This is a genomic window from Kitasatospora sp. Xyl93 (assembly GCF_055383135.1).
The window spans coordinates 3,448,365-3,466,200 of record NZ_AP029185.1 but is presented as its reverse complement, the minus strand read 5'-3'; the positions used below and the strand labels follow the sequence as shown (position 1 = coordinate 3,466,200).

Sequence of the window (17,836 nt, the reverse complement as noted above, 5' to 3'; positions counted from 1 at the left end):
CATTAAGGGGACAACCATGGAAGCCAGGGCACAGGCGCGGTACATCCGCGTGACGCCCATGAAGGCCCGCCGCGTGGTGGACCTCATCCGTGGCATGAATGCCACGGAGGCCCAGGCCGTCCTGCGTTTCGCTCCGCAGGCCGCCACCGTGCCGGTTGGCAAGGTGCTCGACAGCGCCATCGCCAACGCCGCGCACAACTACAACCACTCCAACGTGGACGACCTCTACATCTCCGAGGCGTACGTTGACGAGGGCCCGACCCTGAAGCGGTTCCGTCCGCGTGCCCAGGGCCGCGCCTACCGGATCCGCAAGCGGACCAGCCACATCACCGTGGTCGTCAGCAGCAAGGAAGGGACCCGGTAATGGGCCAGAAGGTTAACCCGCACGGGTTCCGCCTCGGCATCAGCACGGACTTCAAGTCCCGCTGGTACGCCGACAAGCTGTACAAGGACTACGTCAAGGAAGACGTCGCCATTCGTCGCATGATGACGAAGGGCATGGAGCGCGCCGGCATCTCCAAGGTCGAGATCGAGCGCACCCGCGACCGCGTCCGCGTCGACATCCACACCGCCCGCCCCGGCATCGTCATCGGTCGCCGTGGCACCGAGGCCGACCGCATCCGCGGCGACCTCGAGAAGCTGACCGGCAAGCAGGTCCAGCTGAACATCCTCGAGGTCAAGAACCCCGAGCTGGACGCCCAGCTCGTGGCTCAGGGCGTCGCGGAGCAGCTGTCCTCCCGCGTCTCCTTCCGCCGTGCCATGCGCAAGTCGATGCAGGGCACCATGAAGTCCGGCGCCAAGGGCATCAAGGTCCAGTGCTCCGGTCGTCTCGGCGGCGCCGAGATGAGCCGTTCGGAGTTCTACCGCGAGGGTCGCGTGCCGCTGCACACCCTGCGTGCGAACGTCGACTACGGCTTCTTCGAGGCCAAGACCACCTTCGGCCGCATCGGCGTGAAGGTCTGGATCTACAAGGGCGACGTCAAGAACATCGCCGAGGTCCGCGCTGAGAACGCCGCTGCCCGCTCCGGCAACCGCCCGGCCCGTCCCGAGGGTGGTCGTCCCGCCCGCGGTGGCGACCGTCGCGGTGGCGAGCGCGGTGGCCGTGGCCGTCGTCCCGCCGCTGCCGAGGCCCCCGCGGCCCCGGCCGTCGAGGCTCCGGCTGCCGAGAACACCGGAACGGAGGCCTGACCCAAATGCTGATCCCCCGTCGGGTCAAGCACCGCAAGCAGCACCACCCGAAGCGCCGTGGCGCTGCCAAGGGTGGCACCGAGCTGGCGTTCGGCCAGTTCGGCATCCAGGCCGTCACCCCGGCCTACGTGACGAACCGTCAGATCGAGTCCGCTCGTATCGCGATCACCCGTCACATCCGCCGTGGCGGCAAGGTCTGGATCAACATCTACCCGGACCGTCCGCTCACCAAGAAGCCGGCCGAGACCCGCATGGGTTCCGGTAAGGGTTCGCCGGAGTGGTGGATCGCGAACGTGCACCCGGGTCGGGTCATGTTCGAGCTGTCGTACCCGAACGAGAAGGTTGCTCGCGAGGCGCTCACCCGCGCCGCGCACAAGCTGCCGATGAAGTGCCGGATCGTCCGGCGCGAGGACGGTGAGAGCTGATGTCGGCCGCTACCAAGGCTGCTGAGCTTCGTCAGCTGGACAACGAGGGTCTCGTTGCCAAGCTCCGCGAGGCCAAGGAGGAGCTGTTCAACCTCCGCTTCCAGGCGGCGACCGGGCAGCTCGACAACCACGGCCGGCTCAAGCTGGTCCGTAAGGACATCGCGCGGATCTACACCCTGATGCGCGAGCGCGAGCTGGGCATCGAGACGGTGGAGAACGCCTGATGACTGAGAACACCAACGAGACGCGCGGTTTCCGCAAGACCCGTGAGGGTCTCGTCGTCAGCGACAAGATGGACAAGACCGTCGTCGTCGCCGTCGAGGACCGCGTCAAGCACGCTCTGTACGGCAAGGTCATCCGCCGTACGAACAAGCTGAAGGCGCACGACGAGGCGAACGCCTGCGGCATCGGCGACCGGGTCCTCCTCGCGGAGACCCGCCCGCTGTCCGCGACGAAGCGCTGGCGCGTCGTCGAGATCCTCGAGAAGGCCAAGTAACGAAGCCGATGTGGTACGGCCGTATGTGCAGCGGGTCCCTCCGGGGCGCCGATGTGAGCAGCGGCCGGCCCGTCGACTCTCGTTGACGATCAGGAGAAAGCTGTGATCCAGCAGGAGTCGCGACTGCGTGTTGCCGACAACACTGGTGCCAAGGAGATCCTTTGCATCCGTGTTCTCGGTGGCTCCGGTCGCCGCTACGCCGGAATCGGGGACGTCATCGTCGCGACCGTCAAGGACGCGATCCCCGGTGGCTCGGTGAAGAAGGGTGACGTGGTCAAGGCCGTCGTCGTCCGTACCGTGAAGGAGCGCCGTCGTCCGGACGGTTCCTACATCCGGTTCGACGAGAACGCCGCCGTCGTCCTCAAGAACACCGAGGGTGACCCCCGCGGTACCCGCATCTTCGGCCCGGTGGGCCGCGAGCTGCGCGACAAGAAGTTCATGAAGATCATCTCGCTGGCGCCGGAGGTGCTCTGACCCATGGCGAACAGCATGAAGATCAAGAAGGGTGACCTGGTTCAGGTCATCACCGGCAAGGACAAGGGCAAGCAGGGCAAGGTCATCCAGGCCATGCCGGCTGAGAACAAGGTCCTCGTCGAGGGTGTCAACCGGGTCAAGAAGCACACCAAGCCGGGTCCGGGTACCCAGGGTGGCATCGTGACCGTCGAGGCCCCGGTGCACGTCTCCAACGTCCAGCTGGTCGTGGAGAAGGACGGCAAGAAGGTCGTCACCCGCGTCGGCTACCGCTTCGACGACCAGGGCAACAAGATCCGCGTTGCCAAGCGAACCGGTGAGGACATCTGATGTCTGAGACGTCTGTTGAGAAGGTGGCCCCCCGCCTCAAGGAGCGTTACAACTCCGAGATCAAGGGCCAGCTGCACGAGCAGTTCAAGTACGAGAACGTCATGCTGATCCCCGGCCTGGTCAAGGTCGTGGTCAACATGGGTGTCGGCGAGGCCGCCCGTGACAGCAAGCTGATCGAGGGCGCGATCCGCGACCTGACCGCCATCACCGGTCAGAAGCCGGCCGTGACCAAGGCTCGCAAGTCCATCGCGCAGTTCAAGCTGCGCGAGGGCCAGCCGATCGGCACCCACGTCACCCTCCGCGGTGACCGCATGTGGGAGTTCCTGGACCGTCTGGTTTCGCTGGCCCTGCCGCGTATCCGTGACTTCCGTGGTCTCTCCCCGAAGCAGTTCGACGGCCGTGGCAACTACACCTTCGGTCTGACCGAGCAGGTTATGTTCCACGAGATCGACCAGGACAAGGTCGACCGTCAGCGCGGTATGGACATCACCGTCGTGACCACCGCTCAGACCGACGACGAGGGCCGGGCGCTCCTGCGCGCTCTGGGCTTCCCGTTCAAGGAGGCGTGAGCCAATGGCGAAGAAGTCCCTCATCGCGAAGTCCGAGCGCAAGCCGAAGTTCGGCGTCCGGGCCTACACCCGGTGCCAGCGCTGCGGCCGTCCGCACTCGGTGTACCGCAAGTTCGGCCTGTGCCGTGTCTGCCTCCGTGAGATGGCGCACCGCGGCGAGCTGCCGGGCGTGACCAAGAGCTCCTGGTAATCCAGGCGCTTTAGGCACACAGCGACGCAGAGGTGCCCGACCCCACCTGGCCCGCCGATCTCACAGTGCTGAGGTTTGGGCTGCCGTACGGATTCCCGTAAGGTAGTGGGGTCGGGCCCCCTGCCACGGCTTCCCCATGGACGACCGTGGCCCTTTCAAGGGCTCGCACCCAGTCTTACTACGTCGTAGGTCCCCTGCGCTTGTGCCCCTGACGAACTCGGAAGAGTGCGGAAGGGGGACCTGGTGCGGAGAAACCACGGCGAGAGAGGCCTGAGGCCATCATGACCATGACCGACCCCATCGCAGACATGCTCACGCGTCTGCGTAACGCGAACTCGGCGTACCACGACTCCGTGGCGATGCCGGCCAGCAAGATCAAGGCGCACGTCGCCGAGATCCTGCAGCAGGAGGGGTACATCTCCTCCTACAAGGTTGAGGAGCCGGCTGAGGGCGAGGTCGGCAAGAAGCTGACCATCGAGCTCAAGTTCGGCCCCAACCGTGAGCGCTCCATCGCCGGCATCAAGCGCATCAGCAAGCCGGGTCTGCGCGTTTACGCAAAGTCCACCAACCTGCCGAAGGTTCTCGGCGGCCTGGGCGTGGCGATCATCTCCACGTCGTCCGGCCTCCTGACCGACAAGCAGGCCGCCAAGAAGGGCGTAGGCGGAGAAGTTCTCGCCTACGTCTGGTAATTCGGGAAACGGAGGTACAGCAATGTCGCGCATTGGACGGCTGCCCATCCAGGTCCCCGCTGGCGTGGACGTCACCATCGATGGCCAGGCGGTCTCGGTGAAGGGCCCGAAGGGCTCGCTCACCCACGTCGTCGCCGAGCCGATCGAGATCGGCAAGGGCGAGGACGGCACCGTGCTCGTCACCCGCCCCAACGACGAGCGTCGCTCGAAGGCCCTGCACGGCCTGACCCGCACGCTGGTGGCGAACATGATCACCGGTGTGACCCAGGGCTACCGCAAGTCGCTGGAGATCAGCGGTGTTGGTTACCGTGTGACCGCGAAGGGCTCCGACATGGAGTTCGCGCTCGGTTACAGCCACCCGATCCTGATCGCCGCGCCGGAGGGCATCTCCTTCGTCGTCGAGTCGCCCACCAAGTTCCACGTGGACGGCATCGACAAGCAGAAGGTCGGCGAGGTCGCCGCGAACATCCGCAAGCTGCGCAAGCCCGACCCGTACAAGGCCAAGGGCGTCAAGTACGCGGGCGAGGTCATCCGCCGCAAGGTCGGAAAGAGTGGTAAGTAAGCGATGAGTGTCTCTGTCAAGATCGGCAAGGGCAACGCCTACAAGAGCGCCGCTCGCAAGCGCCGCGCGATCCGCGTTCGCAAGCGCGTCGTCGGCACCGAGGTGCGTCCGCGCCTCGTCGTGACGCGCTCGAACCGCCACATGGTCGCCCAGGTCATCGATGACGCCAAGGGTCACACCCTGGCGTCGGCGTCCACCCTCGACGTGTCCATCAAGGGCACCGAGGGCGACAAGACCGAGCTGGCCAAGAAGGTCGGGAGCCTGGTCGCCGAGCGCGCCAAGGCCGCCGGCATCGAGTCGGTCGTCTTCGACCGCGCGGGCAACCGGTACGCCGGCCGCATCGCCGCCCTGGCGGACGCGGCCCGCGAGGCCGGGCTCGACTTCTAAGCCGCTCGTCGACTCTGTCGACGGACGTAAACGAGAGAGGTAATTCCAATGGCTGGACCCCAGCGCCGCGAAGGCGGCGCCGGTCGCGGCACGGGTGGCGAGCGGCGCGACCGTAAGCGTGACGGTCAGGGCAACGCCCCGGCTGTCGAGAAGACCGCTTACGTCGAGCGCGTCGTCGCGATCAACCGTGTCGCCAAGGTTGTCAAGGGTGGCCGTCGCTTCAGCTTCACCGCGCTCGTCGTGGTGGGCGATGGCGAGGGCACCGTGGGTGTCGGTTACGGCAAGGCGAAGGAGGTTCCGGCCGCCATCGCCAAGGGTGTTGAGGAGGCCAAGAAGAACTTCTTCAAGGTCCCCCGTATCCAGGGCACCATCCCCCACCCCATCCAGGGTGAGAAGGCCGCCGGCGTCGTGCTGCTGAAGCCCGCCGCCCCCGGTACCGGTGTTATCGCCGGTGGTCCGGTGCGCGCCGTCCTGGAGTGCGCCGGCATCCACGACATCCTGTCGAAGTCGCTCGGCTCGGACAACGCGATCAACATCGTGCACGCCACCGTGGTGGCTCTGAAGGGCCTCGTCCGCCCCGAGGAGATCGCCGCCCGTCGTGGCCTGCCGCTGGAGGACGTGGCCCCCGCCGCTCTGCTGCGGGCGCGTGCTGCTGGGGTGAGCGCCTGATGGCTCGCCTGAAGATCACGCAGACCAAGTCGTACATCGGCAGCAAGCAGAACCACCGTGACACCCTGCGTTCGCTTGGTCTCAAGCGCATGCACGACGTCGTGGTGAAGGAGGACCGTCCCGAGATCCGCGGGATGGCCCACACGGTCCGTCACCTGGTGACGGTTGAGGAGGTGGACTGATCATGGGCGACAACCCGATCAAGATCCACAACCTGCGTCCCGCCCCGGGTGCCAAGACCGACAAGATCCGCGTGGGTCGTGGTGAGGGCTCCAAGGGTAAGACCGCTGGTCGTGGTACCAAGGGCACCAAGGCCCGCTACCAGGTTCCGCAGCGCTTCGAGGGTGGCCAGATGCCGCTCCACATGCGCCTGCCGAAGCTGAAGGGCTTCAAGAACCCGTTCAAGATCACCTTCCAGGTGGTGAACCTGGACAAGCTGGCCGAGCTCTACCCGCAGGGTGGCGAGGTCACGGTCGAGGACCTGGTCGCCAAGGGCGCGGTTCGCAAGAACTCGCTCGTCAAGGTGCTCGGCACCGGCGAGGTCTCGGTCGCCCTCCAGGTGACGGTCGACGCCGTCTCCGGTTCGGCCGCCGAGAAGATCAAGGCCGCGGGCGGCACGGTCACCGAGCTCGTCTGAGTTCGCTGACCCGGCCCCACGAGCCCCGCACCTCCTTCGGGAGGTGCGGGGCTCGTGCCGTTTCCCGGTGACATCGCGCCGGACGGTGCTCGTTCTTTTGTGTGGCAAACCCGGGCATCCCGTACCCCGTGAGTGGGGGAGCGGGCGTACGCGCTTCTTCGGAATGGCCGCGCACTGTTAGAGTCCGTGGAGTTCCCTTGTAGGCTGCGCGTAGGCTCGCCTGTGCCGTCTGTACGGGGGCCCGTACCGCAAACTCCCCATTCAGGACCGACCCTCCCGCCGACGACGCGCGGGAGGCGCAGGAGGCACCGTGCTCAGTGCGTTCGCGCGGGCGTTCCAGACGCCCGACCTGCGCAAGAAGCTGCTGTTCACGCTGGGCATCATGGTGCTGTTCCGGCTGGGCTCGCACATCCCGATTCCGGGCGTGAGTTTCACGGCCGTGAACGAGTGCGTGAAGGAGACCAAGAACAGTGGCCTCTTCGGACTCGTCAACCTGTTCAGCGGTGGCGCGCTCCTCCAGCTGACGATCTTCGCCCTCGGCATCATGCCGTACATCACGGCGAGCATCATCCTCCAGCTCCTCACCGTCGTGATCCCGCGACTGGAGATGCTGAAGAAGGAGGGACAGGCCGGCCAGGCGAAGATCACCCAGTACACCCGTTACCTGACCATCGCGCTCGCGGTGCTCCAGGGCACCGGCATCGTGGCGACGGCCTCCAGCGGCGCGCTGTTCTCCGGCTGCGTCTACGCGAACCAGATCGTCCCGGACACCAGCGTGTTCCGGATCACCGTCATGGTGCTCACCATGACCGCCGGCACCACGGTCATCATGTGGCTCGGCGAGCTGATCACGGACCGCGGCATCGGCAACGGCATGTCGCTGCTGATCTTCACCTCGATCGCGGCCCAGTTCCCGTCCTCGATGTGGGCGATCAAGCAGTCCGGCACCATCGGCGGCGGCTGGGTCGAGTTCCTCTCCGTGGTCGCGGTCGGCGTCATCGTCGTGATGCTGGTCATCTTCGTCGAGCAGGCCCAGCGCCGGATCCCGGTCCAGTACGCGAAGCGGATGATCGGCCGCCGGGCGTTCGGCGGCACCTCGACCTACATCCCGCTCAAGGTGAACCAGGCCGGTGTCATCCCGGTCATCTTCGCCTCGTCGCTGCTGTACATCCCCGCGCTGGTGGTCCAGCTGACCAACAGCCAGGCCGGCTGGGCCACGTGGATCCGGACGAACTTCGTCAAGGGTGACCACCCGATCTACATGGCCACCTACTTCCTGCTGATCGTCTTCTTCGCGTTCTTCTACGTCGCCATCTCCTTCAACCCCGAAGAAGTTGCCGACAACATGAAGAAGTATGGTGGGTTCATCCCGGGCATCCGGGCCGGCCGCCCGACGGCCGAGTACCTGAACTACGTGCTGACCCGAATCACGTGGCCGGGTTCGCTCTACCTGGGCCTGATCGCGTTGATCCCGATGATCGCCCTGGTCGCCTTCGGACAGCAGACCAACTTCCCGTTCGGCGGCACCAGCGTGCTCATCGTCGTCGGCGTCGGACTCGAAACTGTGAAGCAGATCGAGAGCCAGCTCCAGCAGCGCAATTACGAAGGGTTCCTCCGCTGATGCGTATCGTCCTCGTTGGTCCTCCCGGGGCCGGGAAGGGTACTCAGGCGCACCTGCTCGCCAAGACCCTGTCCATCCCCCACATCTCCACCGGCGACCTGTTCCGTGCGAACATCAGCCAGGGCACCCCCTTGGGGCTCGAGGCCAAGAGCTACATGGACGCGGGACACCTGGTGCCGGACGAGGTCACCATCGGGATGGCCAAGGACCGGATGCTCCAGCCGGACGCCGCCAAGGGCTTCCTGCTCGACGGCTTCCCGCGCAACCTGGGCCAGGCGAAGGCGCTCGACGAGTTCCTCGCCGAGCAGGGCATCAAGCTGGACGGCGTGCTGGACCTGGAGGTCCCCGAGGACGAGGTCGTCCGCCGGATCGCCGGCCGGCGCCTGTGCCGCAACGACGGCGGCCACGTCTTCCACGTGGACTACAACCCGCCGAAGACCGAGGGCGTCTGCGACGAGTGCGGCGGCGAGCTGTACCAGCGCTCGGACGACACCGAGGAGAAGGTGCGCACGCGCCTGGAGGTCTACCACACCGAGACCGAGCCGATCATCGACTACTACGTCCAGCAGGGCCTGGTGGCGACCATCTCGGCCCTCGGCAAGGTGGACGAGGTCACCGCCCGCTCGATCGAGGCGCTGAAGCAGGACAGCTGAGTCTCTCGGCGAACGTACGACGGTACGGCCGGGCCGCCCGCCCCAGCGCGGGTGGCCCGGCCGTTTCGGCGTCGTACGGTGGTAGCAGTGGTAATCCGGACTTGGAAGGCGTGACCAGATGGTGGAGATCAAGACCCCCGAGCAGATCGCGAAGATGCGAGCGGCCGGGCTGGTCGTCGCCGAGGCCCTGAAGGCCTGCCGCGAGGCGGTCGTCCCCGGGGTGACCACCCAGGAGCTCAACGACATCGCGGACAAGGTCATCACCGACCACGGTGCCACCTCGAACTTCCGCGCCCACCACGGCGGGCTCTGGTTCCCGGGCGTGATCTGCGCCTCGGTGAACAACGAGGTCGTGCACGGCATCCCCGGCGACCGGGTGCTCCAGGAGGGCGACGTCATCTCGATCGACTGCGGCGCCATCCTGGACGGCTGGCACGGCGACTCGGCCATCACCGTGGCGGTCGGCGAGGTCCGCCCGGAGGTCGAGATGCTGAGCCGGGTCACCGAGGGCTCGATGTGGGCCGGCATCGCCCAGATGAAGAAGAACAACCGCCTGGTGGACGTCTCCAAGGCGATCGAGGGCTACATCCGCCGCCAGCCGCTGCCGCCGAAGGGCAAGTGGGGCATCACCGAGGGGTACGGCGGCCACGGCATCGGCACCGCGATGCACATGGAGCCGCACGTGCTGAACTACGTCGAGCGCGGCCGCGGCAAGGGCCCGAAGCTGGTCCCCGGCACCGTGCTGGCGATCGAGCCGATGGTCTCGCTCGGCACCCCGCACACCACCGTGCTGGAGGACGACTGGACGGTCGTCACCAACGACGGCACCTGGGCCTCGCACTGGGAGCACTCGGTGGCCGTCACCGAGCAGGGCCCGCTGGTGCTGACCGCCTTCGACGGCGGCAAGGCGGAGCTGGCCAAGCTGGGCGTCACCGCGGCTCCGGACCCGCTCGCGTAGTCGGGGCGGCGCCGACTGCCGCCGCTGACGGGGGACCAGGGCCCTGGAGGTTTGGACCTCCAGGGCTTTTGTCCTATTTTTATCGGCTGGTAGTGGTCCGCTGCCGCCTGACTGGTTTACGAGCGATGCAGGAGACAGCACGTGCTCAAGGGATTCCGCGACTTCATGATGCGCGGCAACGTCGTCGACATGGCCGTCGGTGTGGTCATCGGCGCCGCGTTCACCGCGGTGGTGACCGGCTTCGTGTCGGCGTTCCTCACCCCGCTGGTGGGTGTGGTGGTCGGCGCGGCCGGCGACTTCAGCTCGTACAAGGCGCACGTCGCCGGGGTGACCTTCCCGTACGGGCAGTTCCTCAACGTGCTGATCGCGTTCTTCATGACCGCCGCGGTGCTGTACTTCTGCGTGGTGCTGCCGATCACCAAGGCGACCGCGCGCTACATGCCGAAGAAGCCGAAGACTCCGAAGCGCCCCTGCCCGGAGTGCCTGACCGAGATCCCCGAGGCCGCCCGCCGCTGCTCGGCCTGCACCGCGCACGTCGAGCCGCTGACCGTCACCGCCCGGATCTGACCCGGTGGTGTGACGGCGACCGCTTTCCGGGGCCCCGGTTTTGGTCCCCCGGACGCGCTGGCGTAGGATGGACCGTCGGCTCACTCGTAGCGTGCTTCAGCACGCCCTCTTCCCCTCGGGGGCGGGGTGAACCCAGGTTCGCACGAGCGTTCCGCATACGGTAGCCGGTCCCGGAAGGTGGATCTCGCAGTTCATGGCTAAGAAGCAAGGCGCCATTGAGATCGAGGGCACCGTGATCGAGTCTCTTCCGAACGCGATGTTCAAGGTCGAGCTGCAGAACGGTCACAAGGTCCTCGCGCACATCAGTGGCAAGATGCGCATGCACTACATCCGCATCCTGCCGGACGACCGGGTCGTGGTGGAGCTCAGCCCCTACGACCTCACGCGCGGGCGGATCGTCTACCGCTACAAGTAAGAACGTCAGATCTAGACCCGGAGAACCTGAACATGAAGGTCAAGCCGAGCGTCAAGAAGATCTGCGACAAGTGCAAGGTGATCCGCCGTCACGGCCGGGTCATGGTGATCTGCGACAACCTGCGCCACAAGCAGCGCCAGGGCTGATCGCTCTCCAGCATTTCTCGTAGTACTTCGCGCGACGCGAAAACGTCATAAGCGGGCTACCCGATCCGTCCGTTCGCGGTCGGACTGCCGCCCCCGGTCAGAGGCCGGGGCTCCATCGTCGAGAGGCGAAGGAGTAGGTAGCACGCAAGACCTCTGAAGAACCACAGGAGCCTTGAATGGCACGCCTCGCCGGCGTTGATCTCCCCCGTGAGAAGCGGATCGAGATCGCCCTCACCTACGTGTACGGCATCGGCCGTACCCGCGCCCAGCAGACCCTGGCCGAGACCGGTGTCAACCCGGATGTCCGCGTTCGCGACATCTCCGAGGACGACCTCGTCAAGCTGAGCCAGTACATCGACGCCAACTACACGGTCGAGGGTGACCTCCGCCGTGAGGTGGCCGCCGACATCCGCCGCAAGGTCGAGATCGGCTGCTACGAGGGTCTGCGTCACCGCCGCGGCCTGCCGGTCCGCGGCCAGCGCACCCACACCAACGCGCGTACCCGCAAGGGCCCGCGTCGCGCGATCGCCGGTAAGAAGAAGCCGGGCAAGAAGTAGTCCGTCCCGTCACCGGACATCCCTCCGGCCCGCGGGTCAGCGGACCGACCACCTCAGTAGGAGAACAGACTTATGCCCCCCAAGGGTCGTCAGGCTGCCGGCGCGAAGAAGATCCGCCGCAAGGAAAAGAAGAACGTCGCTCACGGCCACGCGCACATCAAGAGCACGTTCAACAACACCATCGTTTCGATCACCGACCCCTCGGGCAACGTGATCTCCTGGGCCTCCGCCGGCCACGTCGGCTTCAAGGGCTCGCGCAAGTCCACCCCGTTCGCCGCGCAGATGGCCGCTGAGGCCGCTGCCCGTCGCGCGCAGGAGCACGGCATGCGCAAGGTCGACGTCTTCGTGAAGGGTCCGGGCTCCGGCCGCGAGACCGCGATCCGTTCGCTCCAGGCCACCGGCCTGGAGGTCGGCTCGATCCAGGACGTCACCCCCACCCCGCACAACGGCTGCCGTCCGCCGAAGCGCCGCCGCGTCTGACGCAGCGCCTTCGGGCACGCGGTCCTGCTTTAACCACGTACGGGCTCCCACGCGGTGAGTGTCACTGCTCACGGGAGCCCGTACGCTTGGTCCTGTCGGCATCAAATAGTGGGTGCCGAAGACAACCGGAGGATTTCCCCCATGCTTATCGCTCAGCGTCCCTCGCTGACCGAAGAGGTCGTCGACGAGTTCCGCTCGCGGTTCGTGATCGAGCCGCTGGAGCCGGGCTTCGGCTACACCCTCGGCAACTCCCTGCGCCGCACGCTCCTGTCGTCGATCCCGGGTGCCGCTGTCACCAGCATCCGCATCGACGGCGTCCTGCACGAGTTCACCACCGTGCCGGGCGTCAAGGAGGACGTGACCGACCTCATCCTCAACATCAAGCAGCTGGTCGTCTCCTCGGAGCACGACGAGCCGGTCGTGATGTACCTGCGCAAGCAGGGCCCGGGTGTCGTCACCGCCGCCGACATCGCCCCGCCGGCGGGTGTCGAGGTGCACAACCCCGAGCTGGTCCTCGCCACCCTGAACGGCAAGGGCAAGCTGGAGATGGAGCTGACCGTCGAGCGCGGTCGCGGCTACGTCTCCGCCGTCCAGAACAAGGCCTCCGGCCAGGAGATCGGCCGCATCCCGGTCGACTCGATCTACAGCCCCGTGCTGAAGGTCACCTACAAGGTCGAGGCCACCCGTGTCGAGCAGCGGACCGACTTCGACAAGCTGATCGTCGACGTCGAGACCAAGCCCGCCATGCGTCCGCGCGACGCCATGGCCTCGGCCGGCAAGACCCTGGTGGAGCTGTTCGGCCTCGCCCGCGAGCTGAACATCGACGCCGAGGGCATCGACATGGGCCCGTCCCCGACGGACGCCGCCCTGGCCGCCGACCTGGCGCTGCCGATCGAGGAGCTGGAGCTCACCGTCCGCTCCTACAACTGCCTCAAGCGCGAGGGCATCCACACCGTGGGTGAGCTCGTCGCCCGCTCCGAGGCGGACCTGCTCGACATCCGCAACTTCGGCGCCAAGTCGATCGACGAGGTCAAGGCGAAGCTGGCCGGCATGGGCCTGGCCCTCAAGGACAGCCCGCCCGGGTTCGACCCGACCGCCGCCGCCGACGCCTTCGGCGCCGACGACCTCGACGACTCGCACTTCGCCGAGACCGAGCAGTACTAAGAGACCTGGCCGCGGGGGCGGTTCCACGGAGCCGCCCCCGTCGTCGTGAAAGTCGTACGGGCACCGTGCCCGTACGCCCGCTGCGGTACCTGGTACGGCCGTAGTCGGAGATTCAAGGAGTAATTCCATGCCGCGTCCCACCAAGGGTGCCCGCCTCGGCGGTGGCCCCCACCACGAGCCGCTGCTGCTCGCCGGTCTGGCCCGTGAGCTGTTCCAGTACGGCCGCATCACCACCACCGAGGCCAAGGCCCGCCGCCTGCGCCCGCTGGCGGAGAAGCTGATCACCAAGGCGAAGAAGGGCGACATCCACAACCGTCGCCTGGTGCGCAAGACCATCACCGACGTCTCGGTGCTGCACACCCTCTTCACCGAGATCGCGCCGCGCTACGAGAACCGCCCGGGTGGCTACACCCGCATCACCAAGGTCGGTCCCCGTCGTGGCGACAACGCCCCGATGGCCGTGATCGAGCTGGTCGAGGCGCTGACCGTCGCGCAGACCGCCGTCGGCGAGGCCGAGGCCGCCACCAAGCGTGCCGTCAAGGAGGCCGACGCCAAGGTCGAGGCCACCGAGACCGAGGCCGCCGAGCAGGCCTGACGCCGCCAGGTGTGTTGCGGGCCCGCCCTCCCATCCGTGGGGGAGCGGGCCCGTTCCTCATGTCCAGGGAGTGGAGAGCAGTGGTCAACGATTGCGCCGAGCGGCCGCCGGTGAAGGACGGCCCGGCGGAGGGGTACGTCCGGGTCCGGCTCGACCTCGCCTACCAGGGCGCCGAGTTCTCCGGCTGGGCCCGCCAGAAGGGCGGCCGCCGGACGGTCCAGGAGGAGATCGAGACCGCGCTCCAGGTCGTCACCCGCAGCTCCGAACCGTTCCCGCTGACCGTGGCCGGCCGCACCGACGCCGGGGTGCACGCCCGCGGCCAGGTCGCCCACGTCGACCTGCCCGTCGAGCTGTGGGCGGATCACCGGGAGAAGCTGCTGCGCCGGCTGGCCGGCCGACTCCCCGGGGACGTCCGGATCTACCGGGTCGGCGAGGCGCCGGCCGGGTTCGACGCCCGCTTCTCGGCGATCTGGCGCCGGTACGCGTACCGGGTCGCCGACCACTCCGGCGGGGTGGACCCGCTGCTGCGCGGCCACGTGCTCTGGCACGACCGCCCGCTGGACGTCGACCGGATGAACGCGGCCGCCGAGCTGCTGCTCGGCGAGCACGACTTCGCCGCGTACTGCAAGAAGCGCGAGGGCGCCACGACCATCCGCACCCTGCTGGAGTTGCGCTGGGACCGCGTCCCGGTGGACTCCTACGCCGCCCAGGAGGGCTCGCTGGCGGTCGCCACCGTCCGGGCGGACGCCTTCTGCCACAACATGGTCCGGGCGCTGGTCGGCGCGATGCTGCTGGTCGGCGACGGACACCGGCCGGTGGAGTTCCCCGGCGAGGTGCTGGCCGGCGGGGTGCGCAACTCGGCCGTCAACGTGATCCGGCCGTACGGGCTCACGCTGGAGGAGGTCGGCTACCCGCCGGACGACCAGCTGGCCGAGCGCAACCGGGCGGCCCGGCGGATGCGCACCCTGCCCGGGCAGAGCGCGCTGTGAGGTAATCCGTTTTGGCCCGGCGCGTCCGCTTGGGAGAATCGCTCCCATGGGACACGTCGAGATTTCGCACCTGGAGTACTACCTGCCGGACGGGCGCGTCTTGTTCGACGACGCGTCCTTCCGGGTCGGCGAGGGCGCCGCGGTCGCCCTGGTCGGCGCCAACGGGGCCGGCAAGACCACCCTGCTGAGGATGATCGCGGGGGACCTCCAGCCGCACGGCGGCTCGGTGACGATCAGCGGCGGGCTCGGCGTGATGCGCCAGTTCGTCGGCACCACCGGCCGCGAGGACCAGCAGGCCACCCCCGGCGCGCTGCCCGCCGACGCCTCGGTGCGGGACCTGCTGGTGTCGGTCGCCCCGGAGCGGATCGCCAGGGCGGCCCGCGCGGTGGACGCCGCCGAGCTGGCGATGATCGCCCAGGACGACGAGAAGACGCAGATGGCCTACGCCCAGTCGCTCTCCGACTGGGCCGACGTCGGCGGCTACGACTACGAGACCGACTGGGACGTCTGCACCATGGCGGCCCTCGGGATGCCCTTCGACAAGGCCCAGTGGCGCGGCCTGAACACCCTCTCCGGCGGCGAGCAGAAGCGGCTGGTGCTGGAGGCGCTGCTGCGCGGCCCGGAGGAGGTGCTCCTGCTCGACGAGCCCGACAACTACCTGGACGTCCCGGCCAAGCGCTGGCTGGAGGAGGCCATCAAGGCCACCCCGAAGACCGTCCTGTTCATCTCGCACGACCGCGAGCTGCTCTCGAAGACCGCCGACAAGATCATCAGCGTCGAGTCCGGCGCGGCCGGCAGCAGCGTCTGGGTGCACGGCGGCGGCTTCGACACCTTCCACGAGGCCCGCAAGGCCCGCTTCGAGCGCTTCGAGGAGCTGCGCCGCCGCTGGGACGAGGAGCACGCCAAGCTCAAGAAGCTGGTCGTCACCCTGCGCCAGGCCGCCTCCGTCAGCCACGACATGGCCTCCCGCTACTCCGCCGCCCAGACCCGGCTCAAGAAGTTCGAGGAGGTCGGCCCGCCGGAGGCGCCGCCGCGCGAGCAGAGCATCAGCATGCGGCTCAAGGGCGGGCGCACCGGCGTGCGCGCCTTCACCATGGAGCGGCTGGAGCTCACCGGCCTGATGCAGCCCTTCGACCTGGAGGTCTTCTACGGCGAGCGGGTCGGCGTGCTGGGCGCCAACGGCGCCGGCAAGTCGCACCTGCTGCGGCTGCTCGCGGGGGACGAAACCGTCGCGCACACCGGTGACTGGAAGCTCGGCGCCCGGGTCGTCCCCGGCCACTTCCGGCAGACCCACGCCCACCCGGAGCTGTTCGGCCGCACCGTGCGGTCGATCGTCGAGGAGGAGCACGCGCTCAGCCGCGGCGCCGCGATGGGCGCGCTGCGCCGGTACGAGCTGGACCGCCAGGAGGAGCAGAAGTTCGAGTCGCTGTCCGGTGGGCAGCAGGCCCGGCTGATGATCCTCAAGCTCGAACTCTCGGGCGTCACGGCCCTGTTGCTCGACGAGCCGACCGACAACCTGGACCTGGAGAGCGCCGAGGCGCTGCAGGCCGGCCTGGAGGCGTTCGACGGCACGGTGCTGTGCGTCACCCACGACCGCTGGTTCGCCAAGACCTTCGACCGCTTCCTGGTGTTCGGGGCGGACGGCCGGGTCTACGAAGCGCCCGAGCCGGTCTGGGACGTGACCCGGGTGGAGCGCGAACGCTGAGTGACGGCGGGGGCCGGTCCCGGGCATTTTTGACCGGGTCCGGCCCTGCCGGTAACCTGGACGCTTGATGTGCGTATTGGCTCGCTCTATCTCACGTGAGAGGTCGGTACGCCGGAGACATCAGGTCGTCGACCAGCGGTCCCCCCTTGAATTGCGTCCAAGGGTGGCCAGGCTGCTCTTCCGTCCGGGTGCTCCTGTCAGGACTCACTCACTGAAAAGCGAAGGCTACGACCGTGCGTACGTACAGCCCCAAGCCCGGCGACGTCCAGCGTCAGTGGCACGTCATCGACGCGACCGACGTCGTGCTCGGCCGCCTGGCCTCCCAGGCCGCCAACCTCCTCCGGGGCAAGCACAAGGCGATCTACGCGCCGCACGTTGACACTGGTGACTTCGTCATCATCATCAACGCCGACAAGGTGCACCTGTCCGGTAACAAGAAGACCCAGAAGCTGGCCTACCGCCACTCGGGCTTCCCGGGCGGTCTGCGCTCGGTGCGCTACGACGACCTGCTGGCGAACAACCCGGAGAAGGCCGTCGAGAAGGCCATCAAGGGCATGATCCCCAAGAACAGCCTGGGCCGTCAGATGCTCTCGAAGCTCAAGGTCTACTCGGGCGACCAGCACCCCCACGCTGCCCAGCAGCCGGTGCCGTTCGAGATCACCCAGGTCGCGCAGTAATTCGGCCACCAAGCCCCCCAACACTGAAAAGAGCTGAGGAACACCGTGGCCGAGACCACTGAAACCCTTGAGGTCGACTTCGACGAGGCCGCCGAGGCCGTCGAGGGCGAGTACACCTCCGAGGAGAGCTACACCTCCGAGTCCCTGGCCGGCCGCTTCGGCGAGGCCGTTCCGGGTGCCGGCCTGGGCCGTCGCAAGGAGGCGATCGCCCGCGTGCGCATCGTCCCCGGCACGGGCCAGTGGAAGATCAACGGTCGCACCCTCGAGGACTACTTCCCGAACAAGGTGCACCAGCAGACCGTGAACGAGCCCTTCAAGCTCCTGGAGCTGGACGGCCGTTACGACGTCGTCGCCCGCATCAGCGGTGGCGGCGTCTCCGGCCAGGCCTACGCGCTGCGCCTCGGCGTCGCCCGTGCCCTGAACGAGGCCGACGTGGACAACAACCGCGGCGCCCTCAAGAAGGCCGGCTTCCTGACCCGTGACGCCCGCGCCGTCGAGCGCAAGAAGGCCGGTCTGAAGAAGGCCCGCAAGGCGCCGCAGTACAGCAAGCGCTAATCGCCTCCCCGGGGGTGCGGTCCGCCCTGGCGGCGCACCCCCTGGTTGCGCGAAACCGTCGCCCCGGAGTACCCCGTGTACTCCGGGGCGACGTGTTCCCCGGCTACTGTGCGGCGGCCGGGATCATCGGTTGGGTTCCGA

Annotated in this window: 29 protein-coding genes; all 29 read left to right on the top strand. The window is 67.7% G+C overall.

Going from position 1 to position 17,836, the window contains the following annotated elements; genetic code table 11:
• Positions 1–16: 16 nt before the first annotated feature.
• Positions 17–364: a 50S ribosomal protein L22 gene (gene rplV / locus ACZ5GH_RS15365; RefSeq protein ID WP_030280773.1), complete on the top strand. Its 348-nt coding sequence runs from the start codon at positions 17–19 to the stop codon at positions 362–364.
• Positions 364–1,188 (top strand): 30S ribosomal protein S3, encoded by an 825-nt coding sequence (gene rpsC / locus ACZ5GH_RS15360; RefSeq protein ID WP_355253411.1) that lies wholly within the window; start codon positions 364–366, stop codon positions 1,186–1,188. The genes rplV and rpsC overlap by 1 nt, the downstream gene beginning before the upstream one ends.
• 5 nt (positions 1,189–1,193) lie before the next feature.
• Complete coding sequence (gene rplP / locus ACZ5GH_RS15355) at positions 1,194–1,613, top strand: 50S ribosomal protein L16 (protein WP_030232476.1); 420 nt, start codon at positions 1,194–1,196, stop codon at positions 1,611–1,613.
• Entirely contained in the window at positions 1,613–1,837 is a 225-nt protein-coding gene (gene rpmC, locus ACZ5GH_RS15350) for a 50S ribosomal protein L29 (RefSeq protein WP_030263491.1), read from the top strand. Before rplP ends, rpmC begins: the two co-directional genes overlap by 1 nt.
• Positions 1,837–2,109 carry a 30S ribosomal protein S17 gene (rpsQ, locus tag ACZ5GH_RS15345; RefSeq protein ID WP_030055826.1) on the top strand — a complete coding sequence of 91 codons (273 nt, stop codon included), beginning with the start codon at positions 1,837–1,839 and terminating at the stop codon, positions 2,107–2,109. Before rpmC ends, rpsQ begins: the two co-directional genes overlap by 1 nt.
• A gap of 102 nt (positions 2,110–2,211) precedes the next feature.
• A complete protein-coding gene (gene rplN, locus ACZ5GH_RS15340) occupies positions 2,212–2,583 on the top strand; it encodes a 50S ribosomal protein L14 (RefSeq protein ID WP_196949334.1) in 372 nt (123 codons plus the stop codon).
• Positions 2,584–2,598: 15 nt separating this feature from the next.
• On the top strand, positions 2,599–2,910 hold the full coding sequence (gene rplX / locus ACZ5GH_RS15335) for a 50S ribosomal protein L24 (protein WP_030263484.1): 312 nt from the start codon (positions 2,599–2,601) through the stop codon (positions 2,908–2,910).
• Positions 2,910–3,479, top strand: a complete 570-nt coding sequence (gene rplE / locus ACZ5GH_RS15330) for a 50S ribosomal protein L5 (protein WP_316523506.1) — start codon at positions 2,910–2,912, stop codon at positions 3,477–3,479. The genes rplX and rplE overlap by 1 nt, the downstream gene beginning before the upstream one ends.
• 4 nt (positions 3,480–3,483) lie before the next feature.
• Entirely contained in the window at positions 3,484–3,669 is a 186-nt protein-coding gene (locus ACZ5GH_RS15325) for a type Z 30S ribosomal protein S14 (RefSeq protein WP_030055830.1), read from the top strand.
• Between the two features lie 281 nt (positions 3,670–3,950).
• Positions 3,951–4,358, top strand: coding sequence for a 30S ribosomal protein S8 (rpsH, locus tag ACZ5GH_RS15320; protein WP_238862988.1), 408 nt, complete (start codon positions 3,951–3,953; stop codon positions 4,356–4,358).
• A gap of 22 nt (positions 4,359–4,380) precedes the next feature.
• The gene (gene rplF, locus ACZ5GH_RS15315) at positions 4,381–4,920 is read left to right on the top strand and encodes a 50S ribosomal protein L6 (protein ID WP_387756336.1); all 540 of its coding nucleotides are present in this window, start codon (positions 4,381–4,383) and stop codon (positions 4,918–4,920) included.
• Between the two features lie 3 nt (positions 4,921–4,923).
• Positions 4,924–5,307: a 50S ribosomal protein L18 gene (gene rplR, locus ACZ5GH_RS15310; RefSeq protein WP_031063032.1), complete on the top strand. Its 384-nt coding sequence runs from the start codon at positions 4,924–4,926 to the stop codon at positions 5,305–5,307.
• Positions 5,308–5,355: 48 nt separating this feature from the next.
• Positions 5,356–5,976 carry a 30S ribosomal protein S5 gene (gene rpsE, locus ACZ5GH_RS15305; RefSeq protein WP_316523510.1) on the top strand — a complete coding sequence of 207 codons (621 nt, stop codon included), beginning with the start codon at positions 5,356–5,358 and terminating at the stop codon, positions 5,974–5,976.
• Positions 5,976–6,158 (top strand): 50S ribosomal protein L30, encoded by a 183-nt coding sequence (rpmD, locus tag ACZ5GH_RS15300; protein ID WP_030055835.1) that lies wholly within the window; start codon positions 5,976–5,978, stop codon positions 6,156–6,158. The genes rpsE and rpmD overlap by 1 nt, the downstream gene beginning before the upstream one ends.
• Before the next feature lie 2 nt (positions 6,159–6,160).
• Complete coding sequence (rplO, locus tag ACZ5GH_RS15295; RefSeq protein ID WP_030280790.1) at positions 6,161–6,613, top strand: 50S ribosomal protein L15; 453 nt, start codon at positions 6,161–6,163, stop codon at positions 6,611–6,613.
• Between the two features lie 310 nt (positions 6,614–6,923).
• Positions 6,924–8,234, top strand: a complete 1,311-nt coding sequence (gene secY / locus ACZ5GH_RS15290) for a preprotein translocase subunit SecY (RefSeq protein ID WP_387756339.1) — start codon at positions 6,924–6,926, stop codon at positions 8,232–8,234.
• The gene (locus ACZ5GH_RS15285) at positions 8,234–8,887 is read left to right on the top strand and encodes an adenylate kinase (protein WP_387756341.1); all 654 of its coding nucleotides are present in this window, start codon (positions 8,234–8,236) and stop codon (positions 8,885–8,887) included. Before secY ends, ACZ5GH_RS15285 begins: the two co-directional genes overlap by 1 nt.
• 118 nt (positions 8,888–9,005) lie before the next feature.
• A complete protein-coding gene (map, locus tag ACZ5GH_RS15280; protein WP_387756343.1) occupies positions 9,006–9,845 on the top strand; it encodes a type I methionyl aminopeptidase in 840 nt (279 codons plus the stop codon).
• 141 nt (positions 9,846–9,986) lie between these two features.
• Positions 9,987–10,412 carry a large conductance mechanosensitive channel protein MscL gene (mscL, locus tag ACZ5GH_RS15275; protein WP_387756345.1) on the top strand — a complete coding sequence of 142 codons (426 nt, stop codon included), beginning with the start codon at positions 9,987–9,989 and terminating at the stop codon, positions 10,410–10,412.
• A 193-nt stretch (positions 10,413–10,605) separates the two neighbouring features.
• The gene (gene infA / locus ACZ5GH_RS15270; RefSeq protein WP_003956442.1) at positions 10,606–10,827 is read left to right on the top strand and encodes a translation initiation factor IF-1; all 222 of its coding nucleotides are present in this window, start codon (positions 10,606–10,608) and stop codon (positions 10,825–10,827) included.
• A gap of 32 nt (positions 10,828–10,859) precedes the next feature.
• Positions 10,860–10,973: a 50S ribosomal protein L36 gene (rpmJ, locus tag ACZ5GH_RS15265; protein ID WP_003956441.1), complete on the top strand. Its 114-nt coding sequence runs from the start codon at positions 10,860–10,862 to the stop codon at positions 10,971–10,973.
• Between the two features lie 176 nt (positions 10,974–11,149).
• Positions 11,150–11,530 carry a 30S ribosomal protein S13 gene (gene rpsM, locus ACZ5GH_RS15260; RefSeq protein WP_188306769.1) on the top strand — a complete coding sequence of 127 codons (381 nt, stop codon included), beginning with the start codon at positions 11,150–11,152 and terminating at the stop codon, positions 11,528–11,530.
• Positions 11,531–11,602: 72 nt separating this feature from the next.
• A complete protein-coding gene (rpsK, locus tag ACZ5GH_RS15255; RefSeq protein WP_014136257.1) occupies positions 11,603–12,010 on the top strand; it encodes a 30S ribosomal protein S11 in 408 nt (135 codons plus the stop codon).
• Between the two features lie 141 nt (positions 12,011–12,151).
• Positions 12,152–13,174: a DNA-directed RNA polymerase subunit alpha gene (locus tag ACZ5GH_RS15250; protein ID WP_049649049.1), complete on the top strand. Its 1,023-nt coding sequence runs from the start codon at positions 12,152–12,154 to the stop codon at positions 13,172–13,174.
• A gap of 127 nt (positions 13,175–13,301) precedes the next feature.
• Entirely contained in the window at positions 13,302–13,769 is a 468-nt protein-coding gene (gene rplQ, locus ACZ5GH_RS15245; protein ID WP_387756347.1) for a 50S ribosomal protein L17, read from the top strand.
• An 80-nt stretch (positions 13,770–13,849) separates the two neighbouring features.
• A complete protein-coding gene (gene truA / locus ACZ5GH_RS15240; protein ID WP_464334496.1) occupies positions 13,850–14,758 on the top strand; it encodes a tRNA pseudouridine(38-40) synthase TruA in 909 nt (302 codons plus the stop codon).
• A 46-nt stretch (positions 14,759–14,804) separates the two neighbouring features.
• The gene (locus tag ACZ5GH_RS15235; protein WP_464334495.1) at positions 14,805–16,463 is read left to right on the top strand and encodes an ABC-F family ATP-binding cassette domain-containing protein; all 1,659 of its coding nucleotides are present in this window, start codon (positions 14,805–14,807) and stop codon (positions 16,461–16,463) included.
• A 233-nt stretch (positions 16,464–16,696) separates the two neighbouring features.
• The gene (gene rplM / locus ACZ5GH_RS15230) at positions 16,697–17,140 is read left to right on the top strand and encodes a 50S ribosomal protein L13 (RefSeq protein WP_030055846.1); all 444 of its coding nucleotides are present in this window, start codon (positions 16,697–16,699) and stop codon (positions 17,138–17,140) included.
• Between the two features lie 33 nt (positions 17,141–17,173).
• Complete coding sequence (rpsI, locus tag ACZ5GH_RS15225) at positions 17,174–17,695, top strand: 30S ribosomal protein S9 (protein ID WP_387756606.1); 522 nt, start codon at positions 17,174–17,176, stop codon at positions 17,693–17,695.
• Positions 17,696–17,836 lie beyond the last annotated feature (141 nt).